The sequence below is a fragment of the Bartonella sp. CM86QHHN genome (assembly GCF_042194695.1).
Classification (GTDB): Bacteria; Pseudomonadota; Alphaproteobacteria; order Rhizobiales; family Rhizobiaceae; genus Bartonella.
This window is the reverse complement of sequence record NZ_JBHIND010000035.1, coordinates 16150-32830: the sequence shown is the minus strand read 5'-3', so window position 1 is coordinate 32830 and position 16681 is coordinate 16150. Positions and strand designations below refer to the sequence as shown.

Below are 16681 nucleotides of genomic sequence, written 5' to 3'. Positions count from 1 at the left end.
AACATATTATCAAATGTTATGTGAGATATTTCGTCAAGGATTTTAGAAAATATAAAAGAAAATTATTTAGGATATATGGAACAGAGGGTGGTAGATAAAATTTCTATATCGAATATAACAATGAAAAATCCGGTACGATTTATTAATCGAGAGTTTTCATGGCTACAATTTAATAATCGTGTTTTGATGGAAGCGGCTAATTCGAAACATCCTTTATTAGAACGTCTACAATTTCTTTCTATTTCAGCTGCAAATCTTGATGAGTTTTTTATGGTTCGTGTTGCAGGACTAGCAGCTCAAATTCGTGCTCGCGTTACAGCGTGCAGTGCAGATGGGCACACTCCACAGGAACAACTTGATATTGTATTAGCTGAGATTTCAAAGCTGCAGGCTCACCAACTACGAGAATTGAATGTTTTACGTGATGAATTAAAAAAGAATGATATTGAAATTATTTGTTCTGATGATCTTTCAGAAATTGAAAAATCATGGCTTGAAAAATATTTTCTTGAGACAATTTTTCCTGTTTTAAAACCTTTACCTGTTGATTCTACTCATCCTTTTCCATTTATTCCTAATTTAGGGCTTTCTATTGGGCTTCAATTGTCTGGAGAAACTGATCAGAATTCACACACAGTGTTGTTATCTATTTCAATGCTTTTAAGGCGTTTTATTCTTCTTCCTCAAGAAGGCAATCATTTTCGTTTTATTGCATCTGAAGATGTTATTTGCCTTTTTATTAAATATGTATTTCCTAACTATGAGGTTAAAGAAATTGGTATATTTAGAATAATCCGAGATAGTGATATTGAAGTAGAAGAAGAAGCTGAGGATCTTGTTCATTTTTTTGAAACTGCTCTTAAAAGGCGGCGCCGTGGGCAGGTTATTCGAGTTGAGTTTGACGCAAAAATGCCAGAGAGTTTACGCCAATTTATAGCGAATAGTCTCGCTGTTCCTGATAATTGTATTAATGTCCTTGACGGATTTTTAGCGCTTAATACGGTATCAGAAATTGTTTCTATTCCCTGCGATGATCTTAAATTTATTCCTTATATTTCTCGTGTTCCAGAATGTATTCGTAAACATAAAGGGGATTGTTTTGCGGCTATTCGTGAAAATGATATTGTGATTCATCACCCCTATGAGACATTTGATGTTGTTGTCCAATTTTTACGTCAAGCTGCTTGCGATCCTGATGTTGTAGAAATAAAACAAACACTTTATCGTACATCAAATGATAGTCCAATTGTTGGCGCTTTGATTAAAGCAGCTGAACAGGGAAAGTCTGTGACTGCTTTGGTAGAACTTAAAGCACGTTTTGATGAGGAAGCAAATATTCGTTGGGCCAGGGATCTTGAATGTGCTGGGGTTCAAGTTATTTTTGGTTTTATTGCATTAAAAACGCATGCTAAGATGTCATTAGTTGTGAGACGTGAGGGAAAACGTCTTCGCTCTTATGTTCATCTTGGAACAGGAAATTATCATCCCATTAATGCTAAAACTTATACCGATCTTTCTTTTTTTTCCACGGATGATGATATCGCTCATGATGTTGCGTTATTATTCAATTATATTGCGCAATATGAGCGTCCAAATGAAACAATGAAGATTGCTTTTTCACCCTTAACACTGCGTGGTCGTATCTTAGAGCATATTGAGGGAGAAATTGTTCATGCACAACAGGGAAGGTTTGCTGCTATTTGGATGAAAGTTAATGCATTGGTTGATCCTGAAATTATTGATGCTTTATATCGTGCCAGTCAAGCAGGGGTGCAAATTGATTTGGTTGTGCGGGGGATATGTTGTTTACGTCCTGGTATTCTAGGAATTTCGGATAATATTCGTGTAAAATCAATTGTCGGGCGTTTTCTTGAACATAGTCGCATTTTTTGTTTTGGGAATGGTCAAGATTTGCCTAATGAAAATGCACTCGTTTACTTAGGCTCTGCTGATATGATGCCTCGTAATTTGGACTATCGTATTGAAATATTGGTTCCGGTTTTTAATAAAATAGTGCGTCAAAAAATTCTTTTACAGATTATGTTAGCTAATATCATTGATAATCAACAAAGCTTTGATATACTTAAGGATGGAACATCAAAACGTATTACACCGCAGATAGGTGAAAGTCTATTTAATGCGCAGGAGTATTTTATGGCCAATACAAGTTTTGCGGGGGAAAATGAGTCTTTTGAGTCTTCTGTTTCGCGCTTGGTTGCGTTGCATCGGCAACAAGCCGAAATACATAAAGACTAAAATCCAATGACATATAGAGATGCTCAAGGTCGGTTAAAAGGGCGTAAGCCTGTTGCTGTTATTGACATTGGCTCAAATTCTGTTCGGTTGGTTATTTATGAGGGGCTTGTTCGATCACCAACAGTTTTATTTAATGAAAAGATTCTTTGTGGTCTCGGTCATGGTGTGGCGAAAACAGGATTTTTAGAAGAAAAATCGATGAAAATGGCGTTGCAAACACTGAAACGGTTTCGTACGCTTTGTCGACAGATTGGGGCAGATGAGGTCTATACTTTAGCAACAGCAGCAGCACGAGATGCACAGAATGGCGTAGCATTTATTCAGCATGCTGAAGATATTTTGCAAAATAAAATATATCTTCTTTCAGGAAGTGAAGAAGCTATGTATTCAGCATATGGAGTTGTGTCTACTTTTTATCAACCAAAAGGTATTTCTGGGGATCTTGGTGGTGGAAGTCTTGAGCTGATTGATATTGATCATTCTGATGTTGGTGAAGGGATAACGCTCCCATTGGGTGGTTTAAGGCTACAGTATATGTCAAATAATGATAGTGCTGTAGCTACAAAAATTGTACATGAGCAATTTTATAAATCGTCTGTTGTTCGTGCTCGTAAAGGTATAGCACGTTATTTTTATGCAGTAGGGGGGACATGGCGTAATTTGGCAAAACTCCATATGGCAATGAAACACTATCGGCTCCCTGTTATGCATGGCTATGAAGCTGATGCTGTTGAAATGGAGAACTTTTTACGTCTTGTAGCACGTGGCAATATTGATAATATGAGAGGGATTGCAGCGGTTTCTCAGAACCGTCGAAAACTTTTATCTTATGGGGCAATAGTTCTTATTGAACTCATTCAGTGTATGGAGTTTGAAAAGATAATCTTTTCTGGTGCTGGCGTTCGTGAAGGTTTTCTTTATTCACGATTGCCGCAGGCGATTCGACTTTCAGATCCTCTCATTGCAGCATGCACAGAAATGGCTATTTTACGGGCACGTTCACCAAAACAAGCAGAAGAACTCATTGATTTTACGACGAATGCTTTTGAAGTTTTTGGAATTTCAGAAACCGAAAATGAATGCCGTTATCGTCAAGCCGCTTGTCTTCTTGCGGATATTGGTTGGCGTATACATCCAGATTATCGAGGCAATGAAGCAGCAAATCAAATAGCTTTAGGATCTTATCCAGGAATTTCTCATGAAGGGCGCCTTTATGCGGCACTTGCTGTTTTTTTTCGCAATACGAGTTTATTGGTTGATAAAGAATCTCTTCCCATTTTTCAATTAGCAACTCAAAATATAATTGAAAAAGCACGTATTCTTGGCGAAACTATGCGTATTGCTCATCTTTTTAGTGCTTCTGTTGCAGGAATTTTACCTCATTTATTGTGGCATAAAAAAGCAGATCATATTATCCTGCAGATCCCAAAGAATTACGCTGGGTTATTAGGAGAACGTCCTCTTGGACGATTACAGAAGTTATCAAAAATAATAAAACAACCTCTCGCTTTTGAAATTTTTTGATTTTTTTCCTAATTTATTCGTGTTTTATGTCTTAATAATAGGGCCATTGACGAGGGATAAACTAGGTAGCCTATCATCATGAGCTGGACAATAGGACTTGTTCCATAACGCCCATGCTAGACCACGCAAAGCATTTGTAATGCCTGAGCATTCATAAAAGAAAACATAATTTTTTATTCTGTTACTTGCATCACAGGATGGATTTTTCACTTCATAAGCTTCATGTGAAAATGAAAAGTTTTGTCCATTTTTACGTGAAAAGGTTTTCTTTTTATGCTGCGTCGTTATAACGTTTCTGTTTAGCTTGCTCGATTATCTTGATAAGATTACGATTGTAACCAACGCGATAAAAAACAAGTTTTAAAGATTTTGGGAGAGATCCATTGGTTACATGACGCTGGAATGTTGAAATACTCATATGAAACAGTTTTGCACTTTCACGGTCTGTCAAAAGAATATCATTTCAGTCATTATAAAATCCTTTCACTATAAAAAATAGAAATAAATCACAACTATTTATTAACCATGATTTTCGAATCCTTTGAAAGGTGTTTAATTTATAAAAAACAGCGCTTTATCATATAATTTCTTATGTGAAACTTTATGAGTCTTATTGAGATGGAATGAGAGAATCTTACGATATTCGGAGGTCTAATTCAATATAAATAACGCTAGATTATCGTTAGAAATCAATATATTGCTTTTGTTAGGTATTTTAGTTGTTATGCTGGCTCGTTTTTGATTGTTAGATTGCAATCTTGGTAGTTTTTAATACGATATGGTGACGTGAGGCATTATATCTTTGTTTGTTCCTATTTCTAGGCTGCTATTTTTGTAATGAATGCGCTTTTATTATCAGAACTTTTTTTTTCAAAACTTTTAAATAAGGAACTGTCTGTTTTTTTAGATTATTTTTAATGGGATTTCTATTTAATTGACCTGATAAAGATTTAGCTATCATTTTAATAAGAGTTTACTATTTAATTTTTTAACTTTGTCAGAAGTAGGCTTTATTTATCCTGTTTGCGTTGGCCTATAGGGCATACCAATTGATGTAGATAATGAGTAGCGTAATGGATTTTTCAAAATGAAAATGTAAATTAAAGCTGTTTTGTGCTTATTTTTCCATCGTTAAAGTAAAACCCTATCTGGCCCTTTAGCAGTTGTTCGGCTTTTTTACCAAATATTTCATAGCGCCAGCCATTCATAGCGGGAATATTTTTCTTTATTCCTCCATTGGCAATTTTTTCTAAATCATTAGATGTTGCAATAATTTTAGGGGCAATGCTGTTTTCATTTGCAACAATTTTTAATAACACTTTGAGCAGATCGATAACAGCGGCTGTCGTATCATTGAGTGGATTATGTTTAGGAATGGGGGGTAAAGTAGAAAGATCCACCTCTAATCCTTCGTGGACAGCTTTGATTAATGATTGAGCAATTGAGAGTTTATCCCAGTTCTTATTAAGACTGCGCAACCGTTTTAATGCAGATTCATCTTTTGGTTGTTGGGTTGCTATTTCTATAAGACATTCATCTTTTATGATATGACGACGTGGCATATTGTATTTTCGTGCTTCACGTTCCCGCCAAGCTGCTATCTTTTGTAATACAGCAAGTTCACGTGGCTTTTTAATTTTTCCTTTCACTTTTTTCCATGCTTCATCTTCTGGCATATCATAGGTTTTAGGATTTAAAAGGATTGTTATTTCATCATCCATCCAGTGAGCTCGTTGATTTTTCTCTAACCTTTTTTTCAATAACAAGTAAACATCTCTTAAGTAAGTTACATCGGAAAGTGCATAGAGCAGTTGTTTTTCAGACAAAGGGCGGTAACTCCAGTCTGTAAAGCGGGAGGATTTATCAAGATGATGCCCTGTACAGCGTTGTACAATTTGATCATAGGAGATAGAATCACCAAATCCACAAATGGATCCTGCTATTTGCGTATCAAAGAGAGGGGAAGGAATAACACCTCCAAGGTGATAAATTGTTTCAATATCTTGGCGCGCAGCATGAAAAACTTTTACAACTTTTTTATCGACCATAAGGTCAAAAAATGGTTGTAAATCAATATCTGGTGCTATGGGATCAATCAAAACTGTAACATCTGGTGAGGCGAGCTGTATTAAACACAGTTGAGGCCAAAAAGTTGTTTCGCGGATAAACTCAGTATCGACTGTTACAAAATCAGAGGTACGTAGAGCGTTAAGTGCAATTTCAAGATCTGTTGTTTGTGTAATAAGATTCATCATTTTATTATAATTCGATAAATTAAATTTGTCCTTTGTTGACTTTATTTTTGAGTTTTTATTCTCATATCTTGACAAATGGTTATTAAAAAGCGTTTGTAGCGCATGTGAATATTATAATCAAAGGCAAAAAACATGCACCGTTATCGCAGTCATCATTGTGCGGCTCTTCGTAGATGTGATGTAGGAACACAAGTTCGTCTTTCGGGGTGGGTTCATCGTGTTCGTGATCATGGAGGGATTCTTTTTGTGGATTTACGTGATCATTTTGGAATCACACAAATTGTTGCTGACCCTGCTTCACCAGCTTTTAAAGTTATTGAAAAAGTGCGTTCTGAATGGGTTATTCGTGTGGATGGGGAGGTATGTGCTCGTTCTGATGAGGTTATTAATGCAACGCTTCCAACAGGTGAGATTGAAATTTTTGCACAAGAGGTAGAAATTCTTTCAAAATCTGATGAGCTTCCTTTACCGGTTTTTGGTGAGCCTGATTATCCAGAAGATATTCGATTAAAATATCGTTTTCTTGATTTGCGTCGGGAGACTATGCACAAAAATATCATGCGTCGGACTGAAATTATTGCGGCTATGAGACGAGCTATGCAAAATAATGGTTTTACGGAATTTACGACGCCACTTTTGACAGCTTCATCGCCGGAAGGCGCACGTGATTTTTTGGTTCCAAGTCGTGTTCATCAGGGAAAATTTTATGCGTTACCGCAAGCGCCACAGCAATATAAACAGTTGTTGATGATGTCAGGTTTTGATCGTTATTTTCAGATTGCTCCATGTTTTAGAGATGAAGATCCAAGGGCCGACCGTCTTCCTGGTGAATTTTATCAATTAGATGTTGAAATGAGTTTTGTTGAGCAAGAAGATGTTTTAGCAACTATGGAACCTATTATGCGTTCTATTTTTGAAGAATTTGCAGATGGAAAGACTGTGACACAAAGCTTTCCTCGCATTTCCTATGATGAAGCAATGCGAAAATATGGTTCTGATAAGCCTGATCTGCGTAATCCGATCATTATGGAAGATGTTTCTCAGCATTTTTATAATTCTGGTTTCAAAGTCTTTGCTCAAATTTTAGCGAATGATGAGAATGCACAAGTGTGGGCTATTCCAGCTAAAACGGGTGGAAGTCGTGCTTTTTGTGATCGTATGAATGTATGGGCACAAGGCGAGGGGCAACCAGGGCTCGGCTATATTTTCTGGCGTGAAGAAGAAGGAAAATTTGAAGGAGCAGGGCCTATCGCCAAAAATATTGGTGAACAGAGGACTGAAGCAATCCGTATACAGCTTGGTCTTGAAAGTGGGGATGCCTGTTTTTTTGTAGCTGGCGATCCAAAAAAGTTTTCATCTTTTGCCGGAGCAGCACGCACAAGGGTAGGGGAAGAATTAGATCTTCTTGATAGAGATAGTTTCTCTATGGCGTGGATTGTTGATTTTCCATTTTTTGAATGGAATGAAGATGAAAAAAAGATTGATTTTGGACATAATCCTTTTTCCATGCCTCAAGGGGGAGAAAATGCCCTTGCCTGCCAAGATCCTCTTACTATTAAAGCTTTTCAATATGATCTTGTTTGCAATGGTTATGAAATTGCATCAGGTGGAATTCGTAATCACTTACCAGAAATGATGCTTAAAGTTTTTGAACTTGTAGGACTTTCTAAGGAAGTTGTGAAAGATCGTTTCGGTGGTCTTTATCGTGCATTCCATTATGGGGCTCCGCCACATGGTGGCATGGCTGCGGGAATTGACCGCATTATTATGCTGTTACAAGGTGTTAAAAATTTGCGTGAAGTTGCTTTATTCCCTATGAACCAACAGGCGCTTGATCTTTTAATGAGCGCTCCGTCTGATGTTTCTCCTACACAATTACGTGATTTAGGAATCCGCATGGCTCCTACTCACAAAAATAGCTCATAAAGTTGATAATGGATTGGTTTCATCTTTTCTACGTAGAGTGAAGTTTTGATGCCTTTCAAGAGTCAACGGTGTGTGCGTGTACTGTTTGTGAAATTTAGATAGGCAAAACGCTATTGTGTTGATTCTTTACGAGGCATTTTTATTCCTTGTTTCTATAGTGGCTTTTCCCCTTGTGATAGGTGAGGAAATAATTATAATTGCTTGATCATGAATAAATTAGAAATAAAAGAATTCTATAATATTCGGGAGCCTCATTTTAGTTGAAAAAAATTAATTATCTTTATATGTCAATATATTATTTATTTTTTATTGAAGTTTTTACAACGTTGTAGCAGAGAATTGTGTCTCTTCGTTTTTATGAGAATAATGTGGTTTTCCATTCTATGGACTTACTCTGAAAAGTTTAAATTTCATAAGCTTTGAACATTTTTTTGGTTTTTCGTAGAAAAACTGAATGGGGTTGTTATATAATTTATCTTTATAATAAAAGATGATGTTTGAAAGGTGCTTTTGTCATTTCAGAAAAGATGAAATAACTCTTTGTGGGCAGTTAAATTATCGTCGAATTTGACAAAGCTTTCAATAAATTACTTAGGACAAGGGGGGAAGGACATGTATAAATTTTTCAAATTGATATAATTTTCTGTTCATGTTCTAATTGCAGCGTTTGTTTTTATGTAATTGACTTTTAATAAAAAAGTCGACTCATAGAAGATTTCATTAAATAAATCCTATAAAATAATTTCTTATTATTGTGGGAATTGTTGTTTTAATACTATGTCTGATAAAATGAATTTACCTTTTGATAAAGAACATATTGAACCAATAGAATTACGTTCTGCTTTACAGGAACGTTATTTGGCTTATGCACTTTCTACGATTACACACCGTGCATTGCCTGATGTACGTGATGGATTGAAGCCGGTCCACCGGCGGATTGTTCATGCGATGCGTCTTCTCAAACTAAATCCTGGACAGTCTTATGCGAAATGTGCGCGGATTGTTGGTGATGTCATGGGAAAATTTCATCCTCATGGGGATGCGTCTATTTATGATGCCTTGGTGCGCTTGGCTCAAAGTTTTGCTGTTCGTTATCCGTTGGTTGATGGGCAAGGCAATTTTGGTAATATTGATGGTGATAATGCTGCTGCCATGCGTTATACGGAAGCACGTATGACTGAAGTGGCTGCATTGTTACTTGAAGGAATTAATGAGAATGCTATTGATTTTCGTTTAACCTATAATGAGGAAGATGAAGAGCCTGTTGTTTTACCAGGAGCTTTCCCTAATCTTTTAGCAAATGGTTCTTCTGGTATTGCTGTTGGTATGGCAACATCTATTCCCCCCCATAATGTTGCTGAGCTTTGTGATGCAGCACTCCATTTGATTGCGCATCCCGATGTAAATGATGAGGAATTAAATCAATTTGTTCTTGGTCCTGATTTTCCGACGGGGGGAATTTTAGTTGAACCTAAAAAAAGTATTGAGGAATCCTATCGTGTTGGGCGTGGATTCTTTCGCTTGCGTTCACGTTGGCATCAGGAATCTGGTAGCCGTGGTTCTTATGTGATTGTTGTAACTGAAATTCCCTATCAGATTCAAAAGTCACGTCTTATTGAAAAAACAGCAGAGTTATTGCTTGCACGCCGATTGCCAATGCTTGAGGATATCCAAGATGAATCAGCAGAAGATATCAGAATCGTGCTGGTTCCTAAAAATCGGTCGGTTGATCCGGAGCTCCTTATGGAGTCTCTTTTTAAATTGACTGACTTTGAAGTAAGATTTCCTCTTAATCTGAATGTTTTGTCTTTGGGAAAAATACCCAATGTCCTTTCTTTGCGAGAAAGTTTGCAGCAATGGCTTGAACATCGTCAAGAAGTGCTTATTCGTCGCTCTCATTATCGGCTTGATCAAATTGATAGCCGATTGGAAATTCTTCATGGATATCTTATTGCCTATTTAAATCTCGATGAGGTCATTCAGATTATTCGTGAAGAGGATGAACCGAAAAAGAAGCTGATTAATCGGTTTGAATTAACAGAAAATCAAGCTGAAGCTATTCTTAATATGCGCTTGCGTTCTTTGCGTAAGCTTGAGGAATTTGAAATTCGTAAAGAATTTGAAAGTTTGAAAGCTGAAAAAGAAAAGCTACAGAATTTGTTAGCTTCTCCTATAAAACAGTGGAAAATAATTTCAGAAGAAATCAAAAAAGTTCGAAACACTTTTGGACCTGAAACACTCTTGGGGAAAAGACGTACGACGTTTGAAGAGGCACCAAGACATGATCTTGATGATATTCAACAAGCAATGATCGAAAAAGAACCGATTACTATTGTTATTTCTGAAAAGGGGTGGATGCGTGCTTTGAAGGGACACTTGAACGATTATAAAGCACTTTCTTTTAAAGAAGGAGACAGTTTAAAGTTAGCCTTTCCAGCATTTACGACCGACAAGATTGTGCTGATCAGTACGGGGGGGAAGTTTTTTGCTATTGGTGCAAATAATTTACCTGGAGGGCGGGGACATGGTGAACCTATTCGTCTCTTAGTTGATATGGATGATGAGCACGATGTTCTCACAGCTTTTGTGCATCACGCCGAGGAAAAATTTCTCTTGGTTTCATCTCACGGTAATGGTTTTATTGTTTCTTCTGCAGAAGTGATCGCCAATACACGAAAAGGAAAGCAAGTGATGAATGTGAAAGCTCCTGATAAGGTAAAGCTTTGTGTTCCGGTAAATGGTGATCATGTTGCTGTAGTCGGTGAAAACCGTAAAATGCTTATTTTTTCTATTGAACAAATACCAGAAATGAATCGCGGTAAGGGTGTTCGTTTACAGCGTTATAAAGAAGGTGGTGTTGTTGATGCCAAGACTTTTAATTTATCAGAAGGCTTAAGTTGGCAAGATACAGCTGAACGAATCTTTAACCGTCAAGCTGATGATCTCATTGAATGGATGGGAATGCGTGCGGGCGTCGGGCGTTTGGTTCCAAGAGGATTTCCAAAATCAGGAAAATTTATCAATTAAATGTATTTTATAAATGGGAAAATTCCCTATGGTTTTATGATTATGTAAGATATTAATTTATAAAGATAATTTATTATTTTTTATATTGAACGAAAGACCTAAAGCGTAAGTTTTTCTCTTATTTCGATCTTGTTCAGGTTAAATCAATCAAAACTGTTTGTTTGCCTATCATGAGATGAGAGACCAGCCCGTCTTCATAAAAACTATTGAAGAAAAGAATAAAAATATTTTTTAATAAACCGTTTCACAGACAAGAGTTGTTGCAACAATAGGTATGTTTGTTTTTTTACATTATACCATTTATGGGTGCTGTCGTGAAATGATTTGATATTTCGAGAGCTGTATCTTTAAACAAACAATGTGAATGTTTAACACAAGAGTGTTCTATTTGAAGATGTTTTATTTTGTCTGATAGGTTTATCTTCTTATTGTTCAAGAGAGATGTTATTAATCTTTCGTAGTAATATTTATTCGTTAGGATTACTATGATATTGCCTAAAAAGATGACCACGTTCAGCCCATAAGACGAGAAGTATGGCAGTGAGACTCAGAAAGAAAAATCCTGCTGAGTTTGGGATGGTTGTTTCATCAAATTGTTGGGCAATAAAAAAGCTAAGTCCTGCACCGATAGATGTTTGAAGAAAGCCGGATACAGAAGAAGCTGTTCCAGCTATTTCTCCTACAGGTTCAAGAGCGAGTGTATTGAAATTGGCCATAATACCACCGCAGGTAAACATTAATATACAATATAACGTCATATAAAAAGGAAAAGGGATAACACCACCTGCTAAGATGGACCCAATAAACCAAATGCATGAAGTGGCACAAAAGAGCAAAAGCATAGTATGAGCAATACGCCGCATTCCAAGGCGTCCAACGAGTTGAGAGTTAAAGAATGATGATAGAGCTTGAAATGCAGCACCAACTGCAAAAGCAATAGGGAACCAAAGTCCTAGATTATAGATCCCTTCATATGTTTGTTGTGATGTATTAACGGCGGTAAAGATACAGCCTAAAATAATGGAAGTTGCAAGTGTATAGCAAAGTGTTGTACGATTGGTTATTACAATCCATAAGTTGTGTTTAACTGAAGAAAAGGAAAGAGAGCGTTGCGCATAAAGAGTTTCAGGCAAGCGCAGTTGAATCCAAATCATCAGTCCTAAACCAATCATTGCCATGAAAATAAAAATATATTGCCAATGTCCAAGCAGTAAAATGATCTGTCCTGTTGCGGGACCAATCATTGGTGCAACAAGAAAAACCATCATAACAATAGACATAACTTCTGCCATTTTTCGACCACTGTAAAGATCACGTACGACGGAAACTGTAAGAACTCGCATAGCAGCCCCTCCAATTCCTTGCAAGATACGTAAAATAAGTAAGAGAGAAAAATCAGTTACAAAGGCACAGCCAATCGCCGTAAATGAATAAAAAGCAAGCCCGAGAAGAATAAGTTTACGTCGTCCATACCTATCGCTTATTGGACCGAAAAATATTTGAGCAATACCATAGCTAATAAGATAACTCGAAATGATATAATGTTGATCATTTTCATTGAGAACATTTAAGCCGTCTAAAATATCGGGCATAGCTGGCAGCATAATATCAACAGCTATAGCGTTAATAGCCATGAGCGAAGCAATAAGAATAACAAATTCTTTATAGCCAATTTTGTTTCTAATCGCATCTCTATGCGTTTGTTCATCGACTGAATATGACATATGGCATCCTTGAAATAAAAATTTCGTCTGAAAACAGCTCTTTTTAAGAGTCTGAATAAAATGAAAGATACCTATGATTGATTACATGGAATATTTTTTTCTTTCAAAAGTTCCTGTAACTCATTGTTTTGAAACATCTCTTTAACAATATCACAGCCTCCGATAAATTCACCTTTGATATAAAGCTGTGGAATTGTTGGCCAATTTGAGTAATCTTTAATCCCTTGACGCAATTCGTTAGAAGTTAAGATATTAATCCCTTTATAATTCAATCCTAAATAATCAAGAATTTGAACAACTTGTCCTGAAAACCCGCATTGCGGAGCGTCAGGTGTTCCTTTCATGAATAAAATGACGTCGTTTGTTTTAATTTCGTTGTCAATAAAATCATGAACAGTGGTCATTTTTATCCCTCGATATTTCAGATTTTTATCAGTGTGTAATTTATATTCATACTGCTTTTAATCGTATTAAATGTGTGAATGCAAGAAGAAATTTTAGATTATTTTGGGACATTTGTTTGCAACATTAAGGCGTGAAGGTCATTTCCCATATTGCCTTTAAGGGCATCATAGACCATTTTATGTTGTTGAACACGGGTTTTACCACGAAAACTTTCAGAAATAACTTCTGCAGCATAATGTTCCCCATCTCCAGCAAGATCACGAATTGTTACAGTAGCATCAGGAATGCCTTCACGAATAAGCGTTTCAATTGCATGAGCACTCATTGCCATCATTATTCTCCTATGTTGTTCATTTTTTTATAAAGGCTGTTTAAGAGAAAAAACAATTTTTATTCTTCACCCATAAATTGTGGAAACCAGTTTTCATAGGCTTTTGTGAGTTTGTCTATAGAAAGTTTTAGTATTCCATCTATATCAAGTGCATCACCTGCAACTTGACCTAGCTCTGTTAAAGAAACTGCACTTATTTGTGCGAGCTCTTTAAGACTATTAAGAGAGTGAGGTTTGACGGCTAAAAGATAACGTCCTTGGTCTTCTCCAAAAAGTTCTGCATGATGGGGTGATTTATTGCTTAATTTTACTTTGATTCCTTTACCTGCTTTAATGACCATTTCAGCAAGTGCTATCGCTAATCCTCCGTCAGAAAGGTCATGGGCGGCGTGAATAAAACCACGATGTATGACATCTCGAACAAATTGACCATGCTTTTTTTCAAGTTGTAAATCTACAGGGGGGGGGGGGCTGCATCAATATTTAAAATGTTACGTGCATAGATTGATTGTCCTAAATGGGAGCCGCAATTTCCTACTAAAACAAGAATATCTCCATTTTGCATACCACTTATTGTTACCATTTTAGACCAATCATTAAGAAGGCCTACCCCAGCAATTGTGGGGGTTGGAAGAATGGCTGCCCCATTTGTTTCGTTGTAAAGAGAAACATTGCCTGAAACGATAGGAAAATCAAGGATTCTACAAGCTTCTCCTATACCTTTAATAGCAAAAATCAGCTGTCCCATAATTTCAGGTTTTTCAGGGTTACCAAAATTGAGATTATCTGTAGCAGCCAGTGGTGTTGCACCTGTCGTACTAATGTTTCGCCAGCATTCTGCGACAGCTTGTTTCCCCCCTTCATAAGGGTCTGCTTCACAATAGCGAGGTGTTACATCAGAAGAAAAAGCAAGAGCACGTTTGCTGTTGTTTCCTACACGGATAACGCCTGCATCACCTCCTGGACAAACAAGGCTATTTCCTTGGATAAGGGTATCATATTGTTCATAAACCCATCGCCGAGAACTTTGATCAGCAGAATTCAATAAGCTCAGAAGCGCATCACCAAGATTTTCAACTTTTTTGACGTCTTCTGCTTTCAAGGGTGTTTTTTTTGCCGGCTCACTCCAAGGACGATCATAAACAGGCGCTTCATCACCAAGCTCTTTGATGGGAAGATTGACAACTTCTTCCCCTTGATGAAATACACGAAAACGTAAATCATCGGTTGTTTTTCCAATGATAGAAAAATGTAGTCCCCACTTATGAAAAATTGCTTCTGCTTGCTTTTCTAGTTCTGGTTTAAGGACCATGAGCATACGCTCTTGACTTTCAGAAAGCATCATTTCATAGGCTGTCATGTTTTCTTCTCGAACAGGAACTGTATCAAGATTAAGCTGTATCCCCAGATTTCCTTTTGCTCCCATTTCAACGGCAGAAGAGGTGAGTCCTGCTGCCCCCATATCTTGAATAGCAACCACGGCTCCAAGTTCCATGAGCTCTAAACATGCTTCAAGGAGACATTTTTCTGTAAAAGGATCACCGACTTGAACAGTTGGGCGTTTTTCACTGATTGAAGAATCAAATTCAGCAGAAGCCATTGTTGCTCCACCGACACCATCACGTCCTGTTTTTGCACCAAGATAAACAACAGGGAGTCCAATACCTTGCGCTTTAGAATAAAAAAGGGCGTTTGTCTTTGCAATACCGGCGACAAAAGCGTTAACAAGGATATTGCCATTATAACGCTCATCAAAATTTACTTCTCCACCAACCGTTGGAACACCAAAAGAATTGCTGTAACCACCTATTCCAGAAACAACACCAGAAACAAGATGGCGTGTTCGTGGGTGATCAGGAGCACCAAATCGCAATGCATTCATAGCAGCAACAGGACGGGCTCCCATTGTAAAGACATCACGTAAAATACCACCAACACCTGTCGCTGCACCTTGATAAGGTTCAATATAAGAAGGGTGGTTATGGCTTTCCATTTTGAAAACAACACATTGTCCTTCGCCAATATCGACAACACCAGCATTTTCACCAGGTCCTTGGATGACACATTTTCCTTCTGTCGGAAGAGTTTTTAGCCATTTTTTAGATGATTTATAGGAACAATGTTCGTTCCACATTGCAGAAAAAATTCCTAGTTCAGTAAATGTTGGTTCTCTACCAATTAACGTTAGGATACGTTGATATTCATCTTCTTTTAGCCCGTGTTGTGCAATGAGTTCTGGTGTAATAGTGATGTTATTGCAAGGCTTCATGAGTATTTATCCGTCAAATTAATCGAAATTTAGTATTTTTATTTTTTAATCTAGCAGCTTATATTATAAACAATAATGTTGTTTAATAATAAAAATATTTATAGACAGTAAGCTGAAGATTTTGTCCGTTTGTTTGGTGGGATTTAAGACTAAAAATGGTCTTAAATAATTATGTGTTTAGAAAATAATATCCATTGTTGTTTGTGAAGAGCTTTGTTTATAGATTTACGATGCGAGAAATGGTATAAATCCTTGTTTTTTTAAATTATGGAGCGCGAGTATTTTTGCAGCATTATCCATTTACTAACTCTAAAGCACTTTGAAAAAGTAAACGACCGTCAGTACCTCCGTGGGCGGGTTCAATAAAGTTTTCAGGATGGGGCATCATACCAAGAATATTACCAGCTTTATTAACAATACCAGCAATATCTTTCATTGAGCCGTTCGGGTTTGTATTTTCTGCATAGCGAAAAACAATTTGTTCATTGTCTTCCATTTGTTTCAATGTTTCACTATCAACAAAATAATTTCCGTCATGATGGGCAACAGGACAACGAATAATTTGTCCTTTAGAATAATATCGAGAAAATTTTGTCTTGGCGTTGACGACTTCAAGCTTGATTTCACGACAAACAAATTTTAAAGAAGCGTTACGCATTAAAGTACCGGGTAATAATCCTGCTTCCAACAAAATTTGAAATCCATTACAGATACCTATAATTGTCGTACCTTCTTGTGCTTTTTCACGAATGGCTTTTAAGACGGGAGTTCGCGCTCCAATCGCACCACATCTTAAGTAGTCGCCATAGGAAAAACCACCAGGAATAATAATAACATCTACATCTGGAATTGTTGTTTCTGTTTGCCAAATTTTTAGTGGCTCAACTCCCGTTATATGATGTAATGCTGCAACCATATCTCGATCACGATTTAATCCAGGAAGTTGAATGATGGCAGTTTTCAT

General features: G+C 36.9%; 9 protein-coding genes and 2 pseudogenes. 4 read left to right on the top strand and 7 right to left on the bottom strand.

The annotated features are described in order from the left end of the window. Positions 1 to 75 precede the first annotated feature (75 nt). Positions 76 to 2256 carry an RNA degradosome polyphosphate kinase gene (locus ACFIKX_RS03120; protein ID WP_375627794.1) on the top strand — a complete coding sequence of 727 codons (2181 nt, stop codon included), beginning with the start codon at positions 76 to 78 and terminating at the stop codon, positions 2254 to 2256. Between the two features lie 6 nt (positions 2257 to 2262). After that, positions 2263 to 3780, top strand: a complete 1518-nt coding sequence (gene ppx, locus ACFIKX_RS03115) for an exopolyphosphatase (protein WP_375627793.1) — start codon at positions 2263 to 2265, stop codon at positions 3778 to 3780. Between the two features lie 271 nt (positions 3781 to 4051). Here ppx and ACFIKX_RS03110 read toward each other — a convergent pair. After that, positions 4052 to 4237, bottom strand: a pseudogene (locus ACFIKX_RS03110) (helix-turn-helix transcriptional regulator). Between the two features lie 643 nt (positions 4238 to 4880). After that, positions 4881 to 6035, bottom strand: coding sequence for a ribonuclease D (gene rnd / locus ACFIKX_RS03105; protein WP_375611539.1), 1155 nt, complete (start codon positions 6033 to 6035; stop codon positions 4881 to 4883). Positions 6036 to 6167: 132 nt separating this feature from the next. Here rnd and aspS point away from each other — a divergent pair, with 132 nt between their 5' ends. Together aspS and parC are read left to right on the top strand one after the other, a co-directional pair. After that, positions 6168 to 7961: an aspartate--tRNA ligase gene (gene aspS, locus ACFIKX_RS03100; RefSeq protein ID WP_375611540.1), complete on the top strand. Its 1794-nt coding sequence runs from the start codon at positions 6168 to 6170 to the stop codon at positions 7959 to 7961. 777 nt (positions 7962 to 8738) lie between these two features. After that, positions 8739 to 10988 carry a DNA topoisomerase IV subunit A gene (gene parC, locus ACFIKX_RS03095; RefSeq protein WP_375627792.1) on the top strand — a complete coding sequence of 750 codons (2250 nt, stop codon included), beginning with the start codon at positions 8739 to 8741 and terminating at the stop codon, positions 10986 to 10988. A 467-nt stretch (positions 10989 to 11455) separates the two neighbouring features. Here parC and ACFIKX_RS03090 read toward each other — a convergent pair whose 3' ends face one another. The 5 genes and pseudogenes from ACFIKX_RS03090 to purQ all read right to left on the bottom strand — a co-directional run bounded on the left by ACFIKX_RS03090 (position 11456) and on the right by purQ (position 16681). Then, the gene (locus ACFIKX_RS03090) at positions 11456 to 12712 is read right to left on the bottom strand and encodes a multidrug effflux MFS transporter (RefSeq protein WP_375627791.1); all 1257 of its coding nucleotides are present in this window, start codon (positions 12710 to 12712) and stop codon (positions 11456 to 11458) included. A 71-nt stretch (positions 12713 to 12783) separates the two neighbouring features. Then, on the bottom strand, positions 12784 to 13116 hold the full coding sequence (gene grxD, locus ACFIKX_RS03085) for a Grx4 family monothiol glutaredoxin (protein WP_375606638.1): 333 nt from the start codon (positions 13114 to 13116) through the stop codon (positions 12784 to 12786). Between the two features lie 98 nt (positions 13117 to 13214). Next, on the bottom strand, positions 13215 to 13448 hold the full coding sequence (locus ACFIKX_RS03080) for a BolA family transcriptional regulator (RefSeq protein ID WP_273791183.1): 234 nt from the start codon (positions 13446 to 13448) through the stop codon (positions 13215 to 13217). Positions 13449 to 13507: 59 nt separating this feature from the next. Then, a pseudogene (gene purL / locus ACFIKX_RS03075) lies at positions 13508 to 15717 on the bottom strand (phosphoribosylformylglycinamidine synthase subunit PurL). 292 nt (positions 15718 to 16009) lie between these two features. After that, on the bottom strand, positions 16010 to 16681 hold the full coding sequence (gene purQ, locus ACFIKX_RS03070; protein WP_375613086.1) for a phosphoribosylformylglycinamidine synthase subunit PurQ: 672 nt from the start codon (positions 16679 to 16681) through the stop codon (positions 16010 to 16012).